Origin of the sequence: Pseudomonas sp. UBA6753, assembly GCF_002453565.1 — a bacterium.
In the GTDB taxonomy this organism is placed as follows: domain Bacteria; phylum Pseudomonadota; class Gammaproteobacteria; order Pseudomonadales; family Pseudomonadaceae; genus Aquipseudomonas; species Aquipseudomonas putida_Z.
This window is the reverse complement of record NZ_DKHD01000034.1, coordinates 19,718-39,091: the sequence shown is the minus strand read 5'-3', so window position 1 is coordinate 39,091 and position 19,374 is coordinate 19,718. Positions and strand designations below refer to the sequence as shown.

General features: G+C 64.7%; 19 protein-coding genes. 6 read left to right on the top strand and 13 right to left on the bottom strand.

Annotated features, from left to right (window positions below; translation table 11 throughout):
- The 8 genes from kdpF to B2790_RS14410 form a co-directional block, all read right to left on the bottom strand.
- A complete protein-coding gene (gene kdpF / locus B2790_RS14445) occupies positions 1-90 on the bottom strand; it encodes a K(+)-transporting ATPase subunit F (RefSeq protein ID WP_003251485.1) in 90 nt (29 codons plus the stop codon).
- 252 nt (positions 91-342) lie between these two features.
- Complete coding sequence (locus B2790_RS14440) at positions 343-1,395, bottom strand: AI-2E family transporter (RefSeq protein ID WP_286919052.1); 1,053 nt, start codon at positions 1,393-1,395, stop codon at positions 343-345.
- A 12-nt stretch (positions 1,396-1,407) separates the two neighbouring features.
- Positions 1,408-2,202: a DUF4892 domain-containing protein gene (locus tag B2790_RS14435; RefSeq protein ID WP_286919051.1), complete on the bottom strand. Its 795-nt coding sequence runs from the start codon at positions 2,200-2,202 to the stop codon at positions 1,408-1,410.
- 109 nt (positions 2,203-2,311) lie between these two features.
- Positions 2,312-3,166, bottom strand: coding sequence for an alpha/beta hydrolase (locus B2790_RS14430; RefSeq protein WP_286919050.1), 855 nt, complete (start codon positions 3,164-3,166; stop codon positions 2,312-2,314).
- Positions 3,163-3,951, bottom strand: a complete 789-nt coding sequence (locus tag B2790_RS14425) for an alpha/beta fold hydrolase (protein ID WP_286919049.1) — start codon at positions 3,949-3,951, stop codon at positions 3,163-3,165. The genes B2790_RS14430 and B2790_RS14425 overlap by 4 nt, the downstream gene beginning before the upstream one ends.
- Positions 3,952-4,254: 303 nt before the next feature.
- Positions 4,255-4,713, bottom strand: coding sequence for a phosphohistidine phosphatase SixA (sixA, locus tag B2790_RS14420; protein WP_286919048.1), 459 nt, complete (start codon positions 4,711-4,713; stop codon positions 4,255-4,257).
- On the bottom strand, positions 4,710-5,057 hold the full coding sequence (locus tag B2790_RS14415; RefSeq protein WP_025339957.1) for a DUF4389 domain-containing protein: 348 nt from the start codon (positions 5,055-5,057) through the stop codon (positions 4,710-4,712). Before B2790_RS14415 ends, sixA begins: the two co-directional genes overlap by 4 nt.
- A gap of 36 nt (positions 5,058-5,093) precedes the next feature.
- Positions 5,094-6,119: an NAD(P)H-dependent glycerol-3-phosphate dehydrogenase gene (locus tag B2790_RS14410; RefSeq protein ID WP_025339958.1), complete on the bottom strand. Its 1,026-nt coding sequence runs from the start codon at positions 6,117-6,119 to the stop codon at positions 5,094-5,096.
- Positions 6,120-6,331: 212 nt separating this feature from the next.
- Between B2790_RS14410 and B2790_RS14405 the strand changes: the two genes are divergently transcribed.
- The 5 genes from B2790_RS14405 (at position 6,332) to fabB (ending at position 13,258) form a co-directional block, all read left to right on the top strand.
- A complete protein-coding gene (locus B2790_RS14405; protein WP_286919047.1) occupies positions 6,332-8,485 on the top strand; it encodes a TonB-dependent receptor plug domain-containing protein in 2,154 nt (717 codons plus the stop codon).
- On the top strand, positions 8,485-9,375 hold the full coding sequence (locus B2790_RS14400; protein WP_025339960.1) for an ABC transporter substrate-binding protein: 891 nt from the start codon (positions 8,485-8,487) through the stop codon (positions 9,373-9,375). The genes B2790_RS14405 and B2790_RS14400 overlap by 1 nt, the downstream gene beginning before the upstream one ends.
- Complete coding sequence (locus tag B2790_RS14395) at positions 9,372-11,303, top strand: ATP-binding protein (protein ID WP_274078359.1); 1,932 nt, start codon at positions 9,372-9,374, stop codon at positions 11,301-11,303. The genes B2790_RS14400 and B2790_RS14395 overlap by 4 nt, the downstream gene beginning before the upstream one ends.
- A gap of 207 nt (positions 11,304-11,510) precedes the next feature.
- A complete protein-coding gene (fabA, locus tag B2790_RS14390; protein WP_003251509.1) occupies positions 11,511-12,026 on the top strand; it encodes a 3-hydroxyacyl-[acyl-carrier-protein] dehydratase FabA in 516 nt (171 codons plus the stop codon).
- Positions 12,027-12,037: 11 nt separating this feature from the next.
- A complete protein-coding gene (gene fabB, locus B2790_RS14385) occupies positions 12,038-13,258 on the top strand; it encodes a beta-ketoacyl-ACP synthase I (RefSeq protein ID WP_013973429.1) in 1,221 nt (406 codons plus the stop codon).
- 169 nt (positions 13,259-13,427) lie between these two features.
- Here fabB and B2790_RS14380 read toward each other — a convergent pair whose 3' ends face one another.
- Positions 13,428-14,435 (bottom strand): amidohydrolase family protein, encoded by a 1,008-nt coding sequence (locus tag B2790_RS14380; RefSeq protein WP_286919046.1) that lies wholly within the window; start codon positions 14,433-14,435, stop codon positions 13,428-13,430.
- A 117-nt stretch (positions 14,436-14,552) separates the two neighbouring features.
- Between B2790_RS14380 and B2790_RS14375 the strand changes: the two genes are divergently transcribed.
- Positions 14,553-15,416, top strand: a complete 864-nt coding sequence (locus tag B2790_RS14375) for a pirin family protein (protein WP_286919045.1) — start codon at positions 14,553-14,555, stop codon at positions 15,414-15,416.
- A 129-nt stretch (positions 15,417-15,545) separates the two neighbouring features.
- On the opposite strand, the gene B2790_RS14370 is transcribed toward B2790_RS14375, so the two are convergent.
- The 4 genes from B2790_RS14370 to B2790_RS14355 form a co-directional block, all read right to left on the bottom strand.
- Positions 15,546-16,271 (bottom strand): dienelactone hydrolase family protein, encoded by a 726-nt coding sequence (locus B2790_RS14370; protein ID WP_015271090.1) that lies wholly within the window; start codon positions 16,269-16,271, stop codon positions 15,546-15,548.
- Between the two features lie 79 nt (positions 16,272-16,350).
- The gene (gene htpG, locus B2790_RS14365) at positions 16,351-18,255 is read right to left on the bottom strand and encodes a molecular chaperone HtpG (RefSeq protein ID WP_025339964.1); all 1,905 of its coding nucleotides are present in this window, start codon (positions 18,253-18,255) and stop codon (positions 16,351-16,353) included.
- 70 nt (positions 18,256-18,325) lie between these two features.
- Positions 18,326-18,808 carry a PaaI family thioesterase gene (locus tag B2790_RS14360; RefSeq protein ID WP_025339965.1) on the bottom strand — a complete coding sequence of 161 codons (483 nt, stop codon included), beginning with the start codon at positions 18,806-18,808 and terminating at the stop codon, positions 18,326-18,328.
- Positions 18,805-19,281: a PaaI family thioesterase gene (locus B2790_RS14355; RefSeq protein ID WP_075045842.1), complete on the bottom strand. Its 477-nt coding sequence runs from the start codon at positions 19,279-19,281 to the stop codon at positions 18,805-18,807. Before B2790_RS14355 ends, B2790_RS14360 begins: the two co-directional genes overlap by 4 nt.
- Between the last annotated feature and the right edge of the window lie 93 nt (positions 19,282-19,374).

Genomic DNA, 19,374 nt, shown 5'->3' with positions numbered 1-19,374 from the left:
CTAGCTGCGATCGGCGCGCAGCAGCGCCACCAGCAGATAAAACGCCAATGCCACTGCCAGCAGCAGTGACAGCCCGTCGAGCATGTTCATGTGTGGTTCTCCCCGTGTTGCGGCTTGGGCCGCTTTGGGGAAATTGTCCGAGCGAGGGGCGTAAAGGGGCGAGATTGGGGGGTGGGGATCGGAATAAAGAAGGTGTAAAGATCAGGCTTTTCGGTTGTCGGTACCGGCCTCTTCGCGGCGGTTCGACGCCTCGACTTGCCCGCTCCCACAGGACTCTACAAGGCTCAAGGCCTGTGCTGTACCTGTGGGAGCGGGCAAGCCCGCGAAGAGGCCGGCACAGACTTACCGCTGGGGCGGCTGCGGGACGGCGTTGCGGCTCCAGTCCAGCAGCAGGCTGTAGCCGACCGCCAGCAAGGTCGGCCCGATGAACAGGCCAATGAAGCCAAAGGCGATCAAACCGCCGAATACCCCCAGCAGCACGATCACCAGCGGCAGGTTGCCGCCACGGCTGATCAGGTACGGTTTGAGCACGTTGTCCACGCCACTGATGATGAAGGTGCCCCAAACCCCCAGGAACACCGCCATGCCGTATTCGCCCTTCCATACCAGCCAGCCCGTGGCCGGGATCCAGGCCAGTGGCGGGCCCATGGGGATCAGGCTGAGCATGAAGGTCACCAGCCCCAGCACGATGGCCCCGGGCACACCGGCAATCAGGAAGCCGATCAACGCCAGCACGCCCTGCGCGGCGGCCGTACCGATCACCCCGTTGACCACCCGCTGCACCGTACCGGCCACCAGCTCCAGGTAGTACTCGCCGCGGTCGCCCATCAAGCGGTGCAGCAAGCGCAGGACGAACGCCGACAAGCGCGGGCCGTCGCGGTAGAAGAAGAACACGAATACCAGGCTCAGGCTCAGCTCCAGCACGCCGCTGCCGATCTGCGCGCTGCGCGCCAGCAACCAGTTGCCCACCTGCCCCAGGTGCGGCTTGACCGAGGCCAGCAAGGCCGCGCCCTGCTGGTCCAGTGATTGCCACCAGCTGACCAGACGCTCGCCAACCAACGGGATGCCACCCAGCCACGCCGGAGCATCGGGCAGGCCGTCCACCTGCACGTCACGCACGAACGCCGTCGCATCGCGAATGTGGTCGGCCAGGTTGAACCCCAGCCACACCAGCGGCAGCGCCACGATCAGGATCCAGGCAGTGGTCAGCAGGCTGGCCGCCAGGGTTTCGCGCCCGCCCAGCGCACGCGTCAGCAAGCGCATCAACGGCCAGCTGGCAAAGGCCAGGATGGCCCCCCACAACAGCGCTGAAATGAAAGGTGCCATTACCCACAGGCCGGCACCCAGCAGCGCCAGCAGCAGAATCTGGACCAGCAAGCGGTCATTGTTAGCCATGGTGGTGCCCGTTCAACGGATCAGTTCAAGGTGCAGGCCGTCGGTAGGCGCGCTACCGACTTCGAGGCGGCCATTGCGCACCCCCGCCTTGACCAAGGCCTCGCGCCAGGCTTCAGCCTGGGCGCCACTGAGGCTGGCACGCAGGGTGCTGTCGAGGTTCAGGCTGCGGGCCAACAGGTTCGCCCAGGCGTCTTGCGGTGCGGCCAGGTCAGGGTAGTCGAGCTTGCCGGTGTCGCGCATTTCGCGCAGCACCGTGGCGGCGGTCGGCAGCAGTTCGCCCAGCGGGCTGCCGGCGACGAACTCTTCCACGTGCAGGTAGGCGCGGCGGTTGCCGCGGGTGACGCTGTACAGCGCGACCAGGGTATCGGCCTGCTCCGCCGAGCGGCGCAGCAGGATGAACGCCTGCTGCTCGTCGCCGCCGTTGAGGCGGGCATTGGCGAACACATCATTGGCCCACAGGCTGGCCTCGCCGCAATCGCGGCCCTGGCACCAGAACAGCGGGTAGCCGCCGTCGCGCTGCAGTGCTTCGCGAGCGCTGGTGAAGGCTTCGCGGGCGGTACGCTCGACCGGCAGTTCGTAGGTTACCGAGCTGACCTGGCCACGGCTTTCGACCTTGTCCTCGACCCGCAGGCGGCCGCTGATCTTGCGCAGCGGGCCCATGGGGTAGACACGCTCCTGCTCCACGGCCGGGCGCTGGTCGACCACCTTGGCGTCCACCGGTACCGGCAGGCTGCCGGCCCACAAAACGGGGCTGGCGCACACCAGGCAGGCAGCGATGGCATTACGGATGGCAACAGGCGCGCTCATTGGCGAGCCAGGCGGCGCTCAGCGCCGAGGTGAAGCTCCAGGATGTCTGGCAGTTGCATGGTTGTCTCCCTGTTCAACCCGCCAAGCCTCGACACTTGTCCGGTGCAAGTCAAGCAAAGCCAAAGAAGCGATTGAAACAGTCTGCGACAAGGGCCGCGCCCTGCTCATCGTTCAGGTGCAGGTGATGGCCACCGGGCAGCGTCACCTGCTCGAAGGGTAGCTGCTCCAGCAACCCTGTGTGGCGCGCCAGCATGCCGTCGGCAGCCACCACAAGGCGCGCCGGGCAACTCACCCGGTGCACGTAGGCCATGGCCTGGGCCTCGCTCAGGCGCACTGGCGAAGGCAGGGTCAGGCGGCTGTCGCTGCGCCAGCTGTAACCGCCGGGCACCGGCATCAGGCCACGCTGGGCCAGCAGCTCGGCTGCCTCGCGGCTGACCGCGACCATGCCTTTCATGCGCGCCTGCACGCCCTGCTCCAGTGTGGTGTACACCGACTTGCGCTTGCCATCCAGGCGCAACTGGGCCTGCAGTGCCATGCCCAACCGCTCGCCGGCGTCCTGCTCGGCGCCGGTCGGCGGGATGACGCCGTCAATCAGGGCCAGATGGCTGACCCGCTCCGGCAGCGCGCCAGCCAGTTGCACGGAAATGATTGCCCCCAGCGAATGGCCCAGCAGGGCGAAACGTTGCCAACCCAGCTGCTCGGCCACCCGCAGCACGTCATGGGCGTAGTCGGCCAGGGCATAGCCGGCGCCGAGCGGCCGGTGCTCGGAGTAACCATGCCCGGCCAGGTCCAGGGCGACGATGCGCAGGCCTTTCAGCTGCGGCGCCAGGCGGGCGAAGCTGTTGGCGTTGTCCAGCCAGCCATGCAGGGAGATTACCGGCAGCCCGTCCTCGGGGCCGAACAGGTGCGCCGCCAGTTCGATATGGCCCAGGCTCAGGCGGATTTCCTCGACCTGCGCGCTCATGCCTGGCTCCAGCGGTCGAACAGGCCCTTGATCAGGCTGGCGGTGTCGGTTGGTCGCTCCAGCGGGAACATGTGCCCACCCGGCACGCTGTGGTATTCGCCCCTGGGCATGCCGCGCACAGCCAGTGTGTGGTGGCGGCGAATGACGTTGCTGCGCTCGCCGCGGACCATGGCCAGCGGCACCTGCAATTGCCGCGCGGGCGCAGGGCTGGTATGCGGGATGCTGCGGTAGATGCTGATTTCCGTGACCGGGTCGAAGCGCAACTGCAGCCCCTGCTCCATCGCCTGCAGGCCGTGCTCTATGTAGGCATCGAGGCATTCGGGATCGAAATGGCGGAACAGTGACTTGCCGGCGAAATAGTCCCGGGCACTGTCGCGGTCATTGAAGGTTTCGCGGCGCCCCAGGGTGCGGCCAGCCGGGGTGATACGGTCAATGAAGCCGAAGCGCTTGGCGGTGCGCAGCAGCCACTGGTCGGCGCGGGTGAGCACCGGCGAGTCGAGCATCACCACGCCGCGGTAGTACTCGGGGCAGCGCAAGGCTGCGTGCAGGTGCAACACCCCGCCCAGCGAATGGCCGACGCCCCATACCGGCTGGTCCTGCCGGGCCAGGTGATGCAGCAGTTCATCGACCAGGCTCTGCCAGTTGTCGTCCACCGGAAAGCGCGGATCGTGCCCGTGCTGGGCCAGGTGCTGCACCTGGTAGTCCGGTGCCAGGGCGGCGAACAGCTTGCCGTAGGTGGCCGAGGGGAAACCGTTGGCATGGGCGAAGAAGATCTGCTGCGACATGGCGCCGGGTCCGGATGGGGGATGATGGCCCATTGTCGGTATCGCGGGGCAGTTCGGCAACGTCCGGAAAGGTCATCGGCGAGGGCTATCAGGTCAGGTTTGCGGGCGCGGCGCGGCGGAGGATGGCACGGGCTTCGCCAAGTCCTAATGCGAGTCAGTTAAGGTTTGTCGGTTTGACTGGGGCTGCCTTGCAGCCCTTCGCGGGCTTGCCCGCTCCCACAGGGATCGCGTAAACCATGAGCTCAGCGACACACCTGTGGGAGCGGGCAAGCCCGCGAAGGGCCGCGCAGCGGCCCCGGGGTTTCAGGCCGGCGAGCTGATCGCCTGAAGGGTCATCAACCCAGCCAGCGGCCAGTCCCCTTCCAGCTCCGCCAGGCTTGCAGTGCTCATGCCTGCCGGTTGCTGCGTGTGGCCATGCTGCAAAGCCCCGACCAGGGTACCCACCAGCGGCTGGTGGCTGACCAGCAGCACATGCTCCAGGCCCAGGTGCTCGATTTTGCCGATAACCTGCTGCACATCACTGTCAGGCGTCAGCCAGGGCACGGTGCGCACCGGTTCGGCGAAGCCCAGGGTGTCATGCACCAGGGCAGCCGTTTGCTGGGCGCGTACGTAAGGGCTGGCGATGATCGCCTGCAGCGGCTGGCCCAGCAGGCGGGCGGCGCTATGCAGCACCTGTTCGCGACCATGGGCGGTCAGCCGGCGCTCGGCATCGCTGTTGGCCCGCGGCTCCGCTTCGCCGTGGCGCAGCACCCACAGCTTCACAGCTTGGGCTCCTCGTCACGCACCGGGTGCGGGGCCGGGGCCACCGCATGCGGCGCCTCGCCTTCCGGGGCACGCGGTGCCGGCCAGTCGGCGAACGGCCAGGGCTTCTGGTCGCTGTGGAAGCTGCCGAAGCGGCCGATCTGCGCCAGGTACTGGCTCAGGCTGTCGCCGAAGTTCATCAGGCTGGCGCTGGGGGCGCCGTACACCAGACGGTAGATCAGTTGTACCAGCACCAGGCCACCGAGTAGCAGCTCGGCCAGCTGCCAGACCACCAGGAACACCACCATCCACAGGACCCGCAGGATGATCGACTCGCGCTGGGCGCGTTCGGGCGTATCGTTCATGTGTTGCTCCTTGCTGTTGTCAGAGCCGCTGAAGGCTCAGTTGAAACCGCTGATGGAAATGAAATCGACATCGGTCTTCGGCTCGGCACGCATCAGGTGCTCGATCACCTGGTTCAGCGTGCGGCCTTCGAACAGGATGGCATGCAGGCCAGCCACCAGCGGCATGTACACCTGCACTTCCTGCGCCTTGGCCTTGAGCACCTTGAGGGTGTTGACGCCTTCGGCCACTTCGCCCAGGCGGTTGACCGCCTGCTCCAGGCTCAGGCCCTGGCCCAGCGCGTGGCCGACCTGGTAGTTGCGGCTCTTGGGCGAGGAGCAGGTGACGATCAGGTCACCGACACCGGCCAGGCCGAGGAAAGTCATGGGGTTGGCGCCCTGGCTGACGGCGAAGCGGGTCATCTCGGCCAGGGCGCGGGTAATCAGCATGCTCTTGGTGTTCTCGCCCATGCCCAGGGCCACCGCCATGCCGGCGATGATGGCGTAGACGTTCTTCAGCGCCCCGCCCAGCTCGACGCCAAAGCGGTCGGCACTGGCATAGACGCGGAAGGTACGCCCATGCAGCACGGCCTGCACCTGCTGGCACAGTTTTTCGTCCTCGCTGGCAACCACCGTGGCGGTCAGCGCATGTTCGGCGATTTCACGGGCCAGGTTGGGGCCGGACAGCACGCCGATGCGCGCCTCGGGGGCAATTTCCTCGAGGATCTGGCTCATCAGCTTGAAGCTTTGCGCTTCGATGCCCTTGGTCAGGCTGACCAGGCCCTTGCCGCGCAGCAGCTCGGCATGCGGGGCCAGCACGCTGCGCAAGGCGCTCGATGGCAGGGCGACGAAAATCAGCTCGCTGGCCTGCAGGGTGGCCAGCAGGTCGCTGACCGGCTCGACGCCGTCGTGCAGGCGGATGCCCTTGAGGTAGCGCGGATTCTCGCGATTGACGCGCATGGCCTCGGCCTGTTCCGGGTCGCGCATCCATTGGCGCACCGGCACACCGTTTTCTGCCAGCAGGTTCGCCACGGCGGTGCCGAAGCTGCCGCCTCCCAGAACTGCAACAGGTTGCTGTTCAGTCATATCCAATCCGTTAAAGCCAAAAGTTAAGTGGCGACCCGGCCATTATACGGCTCGCCTGCTACAGAACCAGTGTCAGTACCGGCCCTTTCGCGGGCACGCCCGCTCCCACAGAGATAGCGCAGTCCTTCAGAGCGGCTGTGGCAGCGGGCGTGCCCGCGAAAGGGCCCGACAGGTAGAGCAGATCACTGGCAAAACCCCCGCGGTCGGTTACCATGCCTGTTTCAATCCTGATACAAGGCCGCTTTGTGTTCCCTGGCACGCCCCCGTACCCGCGCCTGCTCATACTGACTGCCCTGCTCGGTGGCCCGGCCGTGGCCGATGACCTGTTCATCGACAACACGGACCTGCCGCAGGTTCTGACCGCCACGCGCCTGAAACAATCCCCCGCCGCAGTCCCGGGCAGCATGACCGTGCTCGACAGCGAGCTGATTCGCGCCAGCGGTGCCCGCGACATCCCCGAGCTACTGCGCCTGGTGCCGGGCATGATGGTGGGCTACAACGCCGGCAACCAACCCACGGTCAACTACCACGGCAGCAACGTCAACGATGCCCGGCGCATGCAGGTGCTGATCGATGGCCGTTCGGTGTACCGCGCCGGCCTGGCCACGGTGGACTGGAGCGACATCCCCCTGGCCATGGAGGATATCGAGCGCATCGAGGTGTTCCGCGGCCCCAACACGGTCAGCTACGGCGCCAACGCGCTGATGGCGGTGGTCAACATCCTTACCCGCAACCCTGCCGACAGCCATGGCACGCGGCTGAAGATGACCCGCGGCCAGGACGGCATCAACGATTTCTACGCCAGCCACGGCTTCGGCTGGGATGGCGGCGACATGCGCCTGTCGCTGTCCGGCCAGCAGGACGATGGCTTCGACGAGAACCAGTTCGGCCAGGACTACCGCGACAGCCGCCGGCTGACCCGCTTCAATATCAACGCCAGCCACAGCCTGGCGCACGACCAGACCCTGGAATGGCAACTGGCGGCGAAGGAAGGCAGCAACCAGCGGCCTTATACCTATCAGCCGGTGTTCGCCAAATACGAAGCCGGTAACAACGCTGACGTCAATGCCAAGGACTACGCCGGCTCATTGCGCTGGACCAAGGACTTCAGCTCCGAGCACAGCCTGTATATCCAGGGCTCTGCCCAGCATTTCGACCGCCAGCAGGTGTGGCGTGCCTGCGACGCCTTGCAGTCGTTCAGCCCGGAATTGACCCAGCTCTGGCAAATGAACCCTGACTTCGCCGAAAAAGTGGCGCGCGGCATTGCTACCGGCGCACCACTTTCGACCAACGATCCCGTGATGAAAGCGCTTCTGGAGAAGGTCCAGCAGCAATGGGCGAACGGTGGCAAGCAGCAGGTTTGCGGCGACGTCGACCAGAGCACCCGCGAAACCCGCTACGACCTGGAAATCCAGGACACCCTGAGCCTGACCGACAGCCTGCGCCTGCTCAGCGGCATGAACTACCGCTATGATCGTGCCGACTCGCAGACCTACTTCAATGGCAGCATCGACGACCAGACCTGGCGCCTGTTCGGCCAGCTGGAGTGGCGCGCCGACGAGCACTGGATCCTGCAGGGCGGTGCCATGTTCGAGGACTCGCGCCTGTCCGGCAGCTCGCTGACCCCGCGCGTGGCGGTCAACTACCTGATCACCCCGCGCCATGGCCTGCGTGCGGTGTATTCCGAGGCAGTGCGCTCGCCAGACATGTTCGAGAACAACGTCAACTGGAGCTACACGGTCAAGAACCTGACCCCAACCCCTAATGCATTCAAGCTGCAAAACGGCGAGTACTTCGTCAAGACCCGTGGCCCGGGCGACCTCGACCAGGAACGCATGCGCTCGCGCGAGCTGGGCTACAACGGCTACTTCAGCGACATCGACCTGAACATGGATGTGAAGCTGTTCTACGACGAGATCACCGGAATGATCAGCGAGCCCCTGAAGAACAACCAGTACATCGCCAGCAACGCCAACAAGGCCCGTTTCAGCGGCAGCGAGGCGCAACTGGACTGGCGCCCGACCCTGCGCGACCGCCTGCGCCTTACCTACGCCTACGTGGATGCCTGGGCCAGCAACCCCGCCGACCGCCGCCTCAGCGCGCGCAACAGCGGCTCGGCCGGGTGGATGCGCGAGTGGGGCGACGGCTGGTCCAGTGCGCTGTTCTATTACGGCGACGATGCGCTAAACCAGTACCGCTACGAGCGCCTGGACCTGCGCCTGGCCAAGCGCTTCCGGGTGCATGGCAGCAACCTGGAGCTGGCGGCGCTGTGGCAACAGCGCCTGGATGATGAGCCGACCACGGCAATCCAGAACCGCTACGACAGCCGCCACCGCCTGAGCGTCAGCGCGGAGCTGGAGTTCTGATGGCCCTGCTGCTGCGCCTGTTGCTGTTGTGCCTGTGGCCGATGGGGCCGCTGTCCGCCAGCGAAATCGTGTTGGTAGGCGCGGAAGACCAGCCCGGCATTCGCAGTTTCGTCGCTGCGCTGGAAAGCCGCCGGCCGCACGATCACGTGCATTTCCAGACCACCGCCGACCTGCCACCCCCGGGCAAGCTCAAGGCTGACCAGCGCCTGATCTTGCTGGACAACGCCGCACTGGAATGGCGCCTTGGGGAAACCGCCGGCCCGCCGGCCCTGGCCATGAGGGTCAGCCGGGTACAGGCTGAACAGCGCCTGGGAAAGTCGCGGCCCGCGTTCCTCACGCTGCTGTGGAGCGACCCGCCGCTGGGCCGGCAGCTGCGCCTGGCGCGCTACCTGCTGCCGCAGGCCCAGCGCATTGGTGTGCTGTACGGTGAGCACAGCAGCTTTCTGCTCGAAGAGCTGCGCCATGCCGCCCGCGCGCTGGGCCTGGAGATCATTGCCCAGGACTGGCCCGACCCGCGCGACAGCCGACCTCTGCAACATTTGTTGGCCAACAGTGACGTGCTGCTGGGCCTGGACGACGCCGACCTGTTCAACTCCAAGACTGCGAAGAACCTGCTGTTGAGCAGCTATGGCCGGCAGATGGCGCTGATCGGCCCGAACGCCGGGTTCGTCCGCGCCGGCGCCCTGGCCAGCACCTTCAGCGACCAGGACGATTGGCTGGCGGTACTCGACCAGTTGCTCGACCAGCCACCGGCGCGCTGGCCGCGCAGCCTGTACCCGGTACGTTTCGGCGTCAGCGGCAACCAGCAGGTGGCGCGCGCCCTGGGCCTTGAACCGATCGATCCGAACGCCGCCGCCAAGGCCCTGGCCGAAGGAGAACCCACCCCATGAGCAAGCGCCTGAGCTGGGACATCCACACCCGCACCCAGATCATCAGCCTCGGCCCTGCCCTGCTGCTGACCTTGCTGCTGATCAGTTTCTTCACCTTCGTGCGTATCCAGGACCTGCGCCAGGAACTGAACCACACCGGGCAACTGATCGCCAACCAGCTGGCGCCAGCCTCGGAATACGGGGTGATCTCGGGCAACAACGAAGTGCTCGAGGGCCTGATGCGCGCCACGCTCAGCATCCCCCACGTGCGCTTCCTCGAGGTGCAGGACAGCCGCAACCACATCCTGGTGTACGTGGAGCAGTCCGACGAAAGCGCCAACCGCGCGCAACGTGTCGAAGTGTTCCAGGCGCCCATCCGCCTGCAGCAGATCCGCCTGGACAGCGACTTCCTGCAACAGGGCAAGGCCACCACCCCGGCCATCGGCGACGATTACCTGGGCCGGGTCATCGTCGGCATGTCCGATGACGCCTTCAGCCAGCGCCAGCAGGAAATCGTGATCAAGGCCGGTATCCTCGCGCTGTTCGCCCTGCTGTTCACCTTCCTGCTGGCGCGCCGCCTGGCCCTGAGCCTGGCAAAGCCGATCAGCGACATGGGGCATGCGGTCAAGGCCATCCAGCAGGGCGAGTACCACACCCTGTTGCCGGTGGTCGATGACAGCGAACTGGGTCACCTGGCGCGCCACATCAACAACCTGGCCCACGCCCTGGAGCAGGCCAGCAATGAACAGAAGCAGGCCATTGCCGAACTGATCCAGGCCCGCGAGGAGGCCGAACAGGCCAACCGCGCCAAATCGGACTTCCTGGCGATGATGAGCCACGAGCTGCGCACGCCGATGAATGGCGTGCTGGGCATGCTGCAGTTGCTGGAAACCACCCAGCTGAACAGCGAACAGGCCGAGTACACCGCGGTGGCCAGCGAATCCACCGGGCACCTGCTCAAGGTCATCAACGACATCCTCGACTTCTCGCGCATCGAACGCGCCGCGCTGCAACTGGAACACATCGACTTCAACCTGGGCGAGCTGATCACCAGCAGCGTCCAGTCGTTCCAGCACAGCGCCCAGCAGCGCGGCCTTGCCCTGCACCTGCAACTGCCGGCGGGTATCGAGCAGCTGCAGGTGAACGGCGACCCCACGCGCATCCGCCAGATCCTGCTGAACCTGGTCGGCAATGCGCTGAAATTCACCGAACGCGGCCAGGTACAGGTGGAGGCGCACTGGCAGGTGCTCGACCGCCAGCTGATCTGGCTGACCTGCAGCGTGCGCGACACCGGGATCGGCATCGACAACGAGCGCCTGGAAATGATGTTCGTCGCCTTCCAGCAGGCCGACAGCTCGATTTCCCGCCGCTATGGCGGCACCGGGCTGGGGCTGTCGATCGCCCGCACCCTGGCCGAACGCATGGGCGGCAAGCTGCGCGGCGAAAGCCGTGAAGGCCTGGGCTCGACCTTTACCCTGGAGATGCCGCTGGCCCTGGCCAGCCCTGCCCCGGTATCGCTGACGCTGCCAAGCGCTGCGCCGCCGGCGGTGGCCGACAATGATCAGGTGCTGCTGGTAGAGGACAATCCGGTCAACCAAAGTGTCATCGAGGCCATGCTGCGTAGCCTGGGGCTGGCGGTATGCACGGCCGAGGACGGCCTGGAGGCGGTCGAACGGGTCAGCCGGCAGCGTTTTGCCGCCGTGCTGATGGACTGCCGCCTGCCGCACCTGGACGGCTATGAAGCCACCCGGCGTATCCGCCAGCTGCCCAACGGCGCCAGGCTACCGATCATCGCCCTGACCGCCAACGCCTTGCAGGGCGACCGCGAGCGTTGCATGGCGGCCGGCATGGACGACTACCTGAGCAAACCCTTGCGCCGCACCGAACTGCAGCGTGTGCTGCAGCGCTGGCTACCTGGTCAGACAACCGCGACTGGCGATAAATGCTAAAGTGCGGCAGTCTTAAACACTGGACAGGACCTTCATCGGACCTGAAAATAGACGTTTCAGTGCACACCTGTACTTCTTTCACCGGGTGCACTGTGACTTTCACCACAACGCAATAGTCTACCTGTAGGCTGCCGTCTCGGACGCGATGCGTATCGGGCCGGCCGGGAAGATTCATCCCCTGCCGCAGGGGGTTATTGAGGAGCTCGCATGACCAAACAACACGCCTTTACTCGGGAAGACCTGCTGCGCTGCAGTCGCGGTGAGCTGTTCGGCCCAGGTAATGCGCAACTGCCCGCGCCGAACATGCTGATGGTCGATCGCATCACCCATATCAGCGAAGAAGGCGGCAAGTACGGCAAAGGTGAATTGGTCGCCGAGCTGGATATCAATCCGGACCTGTGGTTCTTCGCCTGCCACTTCGAAGGCGACCCGGTAATGCCGGGCTGCCTGGGCCTCGACGCCATGTGGCAGCTGGTAGGTTTCTTCCTCGGCTGGCAGGGCCTGCCGGGCCGCGGTCGCGCCCTGGGTTCGGGCGAGGTGAAGTTCTTTGGCCAGGTACTGCCGGAAGCCAAGAAAGTCACTTACAACATTCACATCAAGCGCGTCCTGAAGGGCAAGCTGAACATGGCCATCGCCGATGGCTCGGTCAGCGTCGACGGCCGCGAGATCTACACTGCCGAAGGCCTGCGGGTCGGCGTGTTCACCTCCACTGACAATTTCTAAGGGTTATTCGCATGCGCCGCGTCGTTATCACTGGTCTGGGCATCGTATCGTGCCTGGGCAATGACAAAGCTACCGTCACCGAAAACCTGCGCAACAGCCGTCCGGGTATCCGTTACAACCCGGAATACAAGGAAATGGGGCTGCGTAGCCAGGTTTCCGGGTCCATCGACCTCAACCTCGAAGAACTGATCGACCGCAAGGTCTACCGCTTCGTCGGCCACGCTGCTGCCTACGCCTACCTGGCGATGCAGGACGCGATCAAGGACGCCGGCCTGACCGAAGAGCAGGTTTCCAACCCGCGTACCGGCCTGGTGGCTGGCTCCGGCGGCGCCTCGACCCTGAACCAGATGGAAGCGCTGGACACCCTGCGCGAGAAAGGCGTCAAGCGCGTCGGCCCGTACCGCGTTACCCGCACCATGGGCAGCACCGTTTCGGCGTGCCTGGCCACCCCGTTCAAGATCAAGGGCATCAACTACTCGATCTCGTCGGCCTGCGCCACTTCGGCACACTGCATCGGCACCGCCTTGGAGCAGATCCAGTGGGGCAAGCAGGACATCGTCTTCGCCGGTGGTGGTGAAGAAGAGCACTGGAGCCAGTCGTTCCTGTTCGATGCCATGGGCGCCCTGTCGACCAAGCGCAACGAAACCCCGGAGCAGGCCTCGCGCGCCTACGACGCCGACCGTGATGGCTTCGTCATCGCTGGCGGTGGCGGCATGGTGGTGGTCGAGGAGCTGGAGCACGCCCTGGCCCGTGGCGCCAAGATCTACGCGGAAATCGTCGGCTACGGCGCTACTTCCGACGGCTACGACATGGTTGCCCCGAGCGGCGAAGGTGCCATCCGCTGCATGCAGCAGGCGCTGTCGACCGTCGACACCCCGATCGACTACCTGAACACCCACGGCACCTCGACCCCGGTCGGTGACGTTGCCGAGATCAAGGGCGTTCGCGCCGTGTTCGGCGACAAGGCACCGAAGATCAGCTCGACCAAGAGCCTGTCGGGCCACTCGCTGGGCGCTGCCGGCGTACACGAGGCGATCTACTGCCTGCTGATGATGGAAAACAACTTCATCGCCGGCTCCGCCAACATCGACGAGCTGGACCCGGAGGTCGCCGACCTGCCGATCCTGCGCAAGACCGAAGAAAACGCCAAGATCGACACGGTCATGAGCAACAGCTTCGGCTTCGGCGGCACCAACGCCACCCTGGTGCTCAAGCGCTGGGAAGGCAAGTAAGACGCTGCTGCGGTAAACGAAAACGCCCCGACTGGTTCGGGGCGTTTTCATTTGTATCGTCTGTACCGGCCTCTTCGCGGGCGCGCCCGCTCCCACAGGTCTTGCACAGACTTCGGAACCTGTGGGGTCCCTGTGGGAGCGGGCGTGCCCGCGAAGAGGCCAGTACAGGTTATTGGTGAACTTTGGGCAGCACTCCCAGAAAGTTTTCCCGAGCCACCTTGTTCGCCACCGCCTCCGGCAATGCATCCAGAAACGGCCTGAACCCATGCATCTGCTCCCCAAGGCTACCAAACCGCCCCACCACATCCGAACCCAGCATGAACCGCTCCGGGAATTTCTCGACCAGTGCCAACCACTCCTTGCGCGGCACACCCCGGTCATCCAGCAGATAAGGCTCCAGCACGCTCCACGACAAATCGACATAGAGGTTCGGGTAATCCTCCAGTAACCGCGTCAGCACCGGCAGCAGAAAGTCCATCTGTGTCTGGTGCCGGTGAATCTCCATGCTGCTGCCGGCGTGCGCCCAGATGAACCGCGTGTGCGGGTGATTGCGCAGCGGCTCTTCGATCTCCGCCAGGTACAAGGGGTTGCGCTCGCGTTTGGAGGTGATGTTGGAATGCAGCAGCACCGGCAAGTCGCGCTCGGCTGCCAGGTGATAGATACGCGTCATGGCTTCGTTGTTGGCGCGCGGCGTGTCACCGCTGGTCAGTGCCGTCAGGTCATCGTGGCGGGTGAACACCTCGCCAATGCCCTGCCACAGCCCCGGATGCAGATCGAGCATGCGCTCGATATGGCTGGCGGCGTTCTTGTCCACCGGATTGAAGCCGGCCAGGAACGGATGAAAGCGCTTGCGCTGCTCGTCGGGCAGTTGCTGCAACGCCGCGGCCACGTAGGTGTCGGTGGCGCTGTACCAGTAGGCTTCGGCGTCATCCCCAGCGTAATAGCGCGGGCGCTTGGGCTCGTCTTCGTGCCACTTCTTGGCCACCGGGACGCCGGAAATCATCGACTGCTCGATACCGGCGGCATCCATGGCCTTGATCAGCGCGGGCATGCCTTCGCTTTCCTGGAAGAAGTCGACGTAGTGCAGGTGGGCATCACTGTAGCGGTAGTCGCGCGCCTGCGCCGCTTGGCACAGCCAGGTGGATAACAGCACGCAGGCCAGCGCTCTGACGATCATGATGAAGCTTCCTTTTCCGGGTACCACACCTCTAGACCGGCCAGCCAACGAGACGGTTCAGCCGCGGCAGGCAAACCGCTATGCTTGGGGCATTTCCACCTTGCCTGGAGCCTTCCCATGAGCAGCCCCCTGGTCATCCGCCCACGTGCCGAATCGGTCGAGGGCCAGCCGATCCTGCGCCCGCTGCCGTCGGCCCAGTGCCGCAGCGTCGGCCCGTTCGTGTTTTTCGACCACATGCTCGAAACCGACTATGCCCCGGGGCACGGCATGGATATCCGCCAGCACCCGCATATCGGCCTGTCGACCCTTACCTACCTGTTCGAAGGGGCAATCCTGCACAAGGACAGCCTCGGCTCGGCGCAGCGGGTGCTGCCGGGCGATGTCAGCTGGATGACCGCAGGCAGCGGCGTGGCCCATGTCGAGCGCACGCCTGAAGATGCCCTGGCCCATGGTTCACGCCTGCACGGGTTGCAGGTATGGCTGGCGTCACCACGCGAGCATGAACAAGGCCCGGCAAGTTACAGCCACCACCCGGCGGCAAGCCTGCCGGTCAGCGACAACCTGGGGGTGCGCATCTGCATGATTGCCGGCAGCGGGTTCTGCCTGGAATCCCCGGTGCCGGTGCTCTCCCCTACCCTTTACGCGCATGTGCGGATGCAGCCGGCGACTACCTTGCAGGTGCCGAATGAGCATGCGCAACGGGCGCTGTACGTACTGGATGGCGAATTGCTGATGAACGATGAGGAGGTGGAGCCGTGCAGCCTGGTGGTGCTGCCGGAGGGCGAAGAGGTGACATTGTATGCGGAAGGTGAGTGCCAGCTGGTGCTGATTGGTGGAGCGCCGCTGGATGGGCCGCGGCGGATGAACTGGAACTTTGTCGCCAGCGATGTGGAACTGATCGAACAGGCCCGGGCAAAGTGGGCTGCGGGGGATTGGCCGGTGGTGCCGGGGGAAACTTCGAGGATCGAGCTGCCGCGGTAATTGGGGCCGCTTTGCGGCCCTTCGCGGGCTTGCCCGCTCCCACTGGGACGGCGTTGCACTTACGGGCAGTTCCGTACCTGTGGGAGCGGGCAAGCCCGCGAAGGGCTGCGCAGCAGCCCCAATGCGCCATCAGCGCTGGAACACTTCGGTCAGCAGGTTATGCATCGAGCGGAACGCCCGCTCCGAGGTACGCCGGTCATACTGCATCTTGCCCGGCACATTGGCACTCGGGTCGGTAAACGAGTGCACCGCGCCGCCATAGCTGAGCAATTGCCAGTCAACCTTGGCCGCGTTCATCTCCTCCTCGAACGCCGGCAGCTGCTCCTTCGGCACCAGTGGGTCGGAAGCGCCGTGCAGCACCAGCACCGAGCCCTTGATGCGCTTGGCATCTTCCGGGTTCGGCGTGTCCAGCGTGCCATGGAACGACACCGCCGCACGCAAATCGGCGCCAGTACGGGCCAGCTCCAGTGCACAGCAGCCACCAAAGCAGAAACCAAACGTGCCGACCTTGCCCGGCTCCAGCAGCGCCTTCGACTGCCCCAACAGTTGCGCCAGGGCTTCCTGCATGCGCTTGCGCAGCTCGCCACGGTCGTTCTTCAACGGCATCATCGCCGCGCCGGCCTCGTCGGCGTTGGACGGACGCACCGATTGCCCGTACAGGTCGGCAATCAGCACCACATAGCCCTTCTCGGCCACTTCCTTGGCGATGCGCTCGGCACCTTCGCCGATACCCATCCAGTTCGGCGCCATCACCAGGCCTGGCCGCCCCAGCGCGCCCGGCTCGTAGACCAGGCGGCTTTCATACGCCTTGCCGGACAGGTGATAGACCAGCGATTCGACGATTACTTTGCTCATCAAGCACTCCTTTGGCACTCGTCATCAATATGCTCGCCATGAAAAAAGCCCGCCGAAGCGGGCTTTCCTATGCATCAACTCAAGCAGACAGCTCGACCAGCAGCTTGTTCAGGCGACGAACGTAAGCCGCCGGGTCCTTCAAGCTGTCACCGGCCGCCAGGGCCGCCTGATCGAACAGGATGTGCGACAGCTCGGCGAAGCGGTCTTCGCTCTGCTCGTTGTCCAGTTTCTCGATCAGCGGGTGGGTCGGGTTGAACTCGAAGATCGGCTTGGACTCCGGCACCTTCTGCCCGCTGGCTTCGAGGATCTGGCGCATCTGCAGGCCCAGGTCCTGCTCACCGATGGCCAGGATCGCCGGCGAATCGGTCAGGCGGTGCGACACGCGCACCTCGGCCACGCTGTCACCCAGCGCGCCCTTCAGGCGCTCGACCAGGCCTTCCTTGTCCTTGGCGACTTCTTCCTGGGCCTTCTTGTCTTCTTCCGAATCCAGCTTGCCCAGGTCCAGATCGCCACGGGCGACGTCGACGAAGGCCTTGCCGTCGAACTCGTTGAGGTAGCTCATCAGCCACTCGTCGATACGGTCGGTCAGCAGCAGTACCTCGATGCCTTTCTTGCGGAAGACTTCCAGGTGCGGGCTGTTCTTGACCTGCGCGTACGACTCGCCGGTGAGGTAGTAGATCTTGTCCTGGCCTTCCTTGGCGCGTGCCAGGTAGTCGGCCAGGGCGACGCTCTGCTCGCCGCTGTCGTCCTGGGTGGAAGCGAAGCGCAGCAGGCCGGCGATCTTTTCCTTGTTGGCGAAGTCTTCGGCCGGGCCTTCCTTCAGCACCTGGCCGAAGTTCTTCCAGAAGCCCTTGTACTGCTCGGGCTCGTTCTTCGCCAGCTTCTCCAGCATGTCCAGCACGCGCTTGGTCAGCGCGGTCTTCATCGAGTCGATGATCGGGTCTTTCTGCAGGATTTCACGCGACACGTTCAGCGACAGGTCGTTGGAATCGACCACACCCTTGATGAAGCGCAGGTACAGCGGCAGGAACGACTCGGCCTGGTCCATGATGAACACGCGCTGCACGTACAGCTTCAGGCCGCGTGGCGCTTCGCGCTGGTACAGGTCGAACGGCGCGCGGGCCGGCACGTACAGCAGCGAGTTGTATTCGAGCTTGCCTTCGACCTTGTTGTGGCTCCAGGCCAGCGGGTTTTCGAAGTCATGGCCGATGTGCTTGTAGAACTCCTGGTACTCCTCGTCCTTGATCTCGGTACGCGGACGGGTCCACAGGGCGCTGGCACGGTTGACGGTTTCCCACTCTTCGGCCGGCTGTTCTTCGCCTTCGGCGGCAGCTTGCTCCTTCGGCAGCTGGATCGGCATGGCGATGTGGTCGGAGTACTTCTTGACCACGTTGCGCAGGCGCCAGCCATCGGCGAACTCCTGCTCGTCCTTCTTCAGGTGCAGGACGATGCGGGTGCCGCGCTGTGGCTTGTCGATGGTGGCGACTTCGAACTCGCCCTCGCCTTTCGACGACCAGTGCACGCCTTCGGCGGCCGGCTGGCCGGCACGGCGGCTGTACACATCGACCTTGTCGGCAACGATGAACGCGGAGTAGAAGCCCACACCGAACTGACCGATCAGGTGCGAGTCCTTCTTCTGGTCACCGGTGAGGTTCTTCATGAAGTCGGCAGTGCCGGACTTGGCGATGGTACCCAGGTGGGCGATGACGTCTTCGCGGCTCATGCCGATGCCGTTGTCCTCGAGGGTCACGGTACCGGCGTCCTTGTCGAAGCTCAGGCGAATCTTCAGGTCGGCGTCGCCTTCGAACAGCTCTGGCTTGGCCAGGGCCTCGAAACGCAGCTTGTCGGCGGCGTCGGAGGCGTTGGAGATCAATTCACGCAGGAAGATCTCCTTGTTCGAGTACAAGGAATGGATCATGAGGTGCAGCAGCTGCTTTACCTCGGTCTGGAAGCCCAGCGTTTCTTTTTGAGTCTCCACACTCATGGTCTTCAAAACTCCGATCTGATGGCAGTTGACGCCTGGCGGCCGGGTTGGCCTGCGTTAGCGGCGGATGTCATGCAGATGGGGGCTGCCCGGATGATTTCAAGGGCTTTTCCGGTTCGATCTTGAAATGCGCGCGAGCCGTGGCGATCGGCGACTGCCTGTCACCCTGCCAGGCGGTGATGGCCACATTGGTCACCCGCCGGCCCTGGCGCCACAGCTGGCACTGGGCATAGGTATCGCGAAAGTGCCCGGCGCGCAGGTAATCGATGGAAAAGTCGATGATCTTCGGAATGCTCGCGCTCTCGCTGAAGATCAGCAGGTACAGCGCTGCCGACAGCTCCATGAAGCCCGCGATCACCCCGCCGTGGATGGCCGGCAGCAGCGGGTTGCCGATGTTGTCCTGGCTGGCCGGCAGACGGAATAGCAGGTCATCGCCCTCGCGCTCGCATTCGATGCCGATCAGGCCGGCATAGGGGATCAGTGCCAGCAAAGGCCGATAGTCTCCCACTGCGTGGGCGGCGTTGAGCTGTTGACGAACCTCGTGCGGAATCATGCCCCGCCCTCCTTCAGGCTGTTGCCGAAACGGATGCCACCCTTGATCTCCTGGCCCAGGCGCATGAACGTGCCCACCACCTGGCAGATCGGCTGGGCGGGGTCGTCCTGGTAGGCCGTGCCACGGGTGAAGATCACATCGCGGGTGACCCGGTAGCACTGGGCATGGCCGTAGATGTCCTTGCCGGCCTCTGCCGGGTGCATGTAGTCGATGCGCAGGTCCAGTGTCGGGCACACCTCGAAGCGCGGCAGCACGCACAATGTGGCCATGCCGCAGGTGGTGTCCATCAGCGTGGTCAGCGCGCCGCCATGCACGGCGCCGGTCTGCGGGTTGCCGACGATAGCCGGAGACCAGGGCAGCACCAAGGTCATACCATCGGCATTGGTTTGCGCCACACGCATTTGCAACAACTGACAATGTTTCAACGCCGAGAGAAAACGCTCGGCCATGGCCATCAAGGTTGAATCGCTCATTGGCTGTTTCCCTGCGCATTGCCGCAGCGGCATAAAATCGTTAAAAAGTCTATATAGAACGAGGCGTTATATATGTGTAATCTTCGCGGAACT

What these genes read in the sequence shown, in the direction of transcription:
- B2790_RS14375 (WP_286919045.1), top strand. Translation starts at nt 14,553, where the DNA reads ATGAGCAGCCCCCTGGTCATCCGCCCACGTGCCGAATCGGTCGAGGGC.
- fabA (WP_003251509.1), top strand. Translation starts at nt 11,511, where the DNA reads ATGACCAAACAACACGCCTTTACTCGGGAAGACCTGCTGCGCTGCAGT.
- htpG (WP_025339964.1), bottom strand. Translation starts at nt 18,255, where the DNA reads ATGAGTGTGGAGACTCAAAAAGAAACGCTGGGCTTCCAGACCGAGGTA.
- B2790_RS14440 (WP_286919052.1), bottom strand. Translation starts at nt 1,395, where the DNA reads ATGGCTAACAATGACCGCTTGCTGGTCCAGATTCTGCTGCTGGCGCTG.
- B2790_RS14360 (WP_025339965.1), bottom strand. Translation starts at nt 18,808, where the DNA reads ATGATTCCGCACGAGGTTCGTCAACAGCTCAACGCCGCCCACGCAGTG.
- B2790_RS14435 (WP_286919051.1), bottom strand. Translation starts at nt 2,202, where the DNA reads ATGAGCGCGCCTGTTGCCATCCGTAATGCCATCGCTGCCTGCCTGGTG.
- B2790_RS14370 (WP_015271090.1), bottom strand. Translation starts at nt 16,271, where the DNA reads ATGAGCAAAGTAATCGTCGAATCGCTGGTCTATCACCTGTCCGGCAAG.
- B2790_RS14410 (WP_025339958.1), bottom strand. Translation starts at nt 6,119, where the DNA reads ATGACTGAACAGCAACCTGTTGCAGTTCTGGGAGGCGGCAGCTTCGGC.
- B2790_RS14395 (WP_274078359.1), top strand. Translation starts at nt 9,372, where the DNA reads ATGAGCAAGCGCCTGAGCTGGGACATCCACACCCGCACCCAGATCATC.
- B2790_RS14380 (WP_286919046.1), bottom strand. Translation starts at nt 14,435, where the DNA reads ATGATCGTCAGAGCGCTGGCCTGCGTGCTGTTATCCACCTGGCTGTGC.
- B2790_RS14430 (WP_286919050.1), bottom strand. Translation starts at nt 3,166, where the DNA reads ATGAGCGCGCAGGTCGAGGAAATCCGCCTGAGCCTGGGCCATATCGAA.
- fabB (WP_013973429.1), top strand. Translation starts at nt 12,038, where the DNA reads ATGCGCCGCGTCGTTATCACTGGTCTGGGCATCGTATCGTGCCTGGGC.
- B2790_RS14415 (WP_025339957.1), bottom strand. Translation starts at nt 5,057, where the DNA reads ATGAACGATACGCCCGAACGCGCCCAGCGCGAGTCGATCATCCTGCGG.
- B2790_RS14400 (WP_025339960.1), top strand. Translation starts at nt 8,485, where the DNA reads ATGGCCCTGCTGCTGCGCCTGTTGCTGTTGTGCCTGTGGCCGATGGGG.
- B2790_RS14425 (WP_286919049.1), bottom strand. Translation starts at nt 3,951, where the DNA reads ATGTCGCAGCAGATCTTCTTCGCCCATGCCAACGGTTTCCCCTCGGCC.
- B2790_RS14355 (WP_075045842.1), bottom strand. Translation starts at nt 19,281, where the DNA reads ATGAGCGATTCAACCTTGATGGCCATGGCCGAGCGTTTTCTCTCGGCG.
- B2790_RS14405 (WP_286919047.1), top strand. Translation starts at nt 6,332, where the DNA reads ATGCCTGTTTCAATCCTGATACAAGGCCGCTTTGTGTTCCCTGGCACG.
- kdpF (WP_003251485.1), bottom strand. Translation starts at nt 90, where the DNA reads ATGAACATGCTCGACGGGCTGTCACTGCTGCTGGCAGTGGCATTGGCG.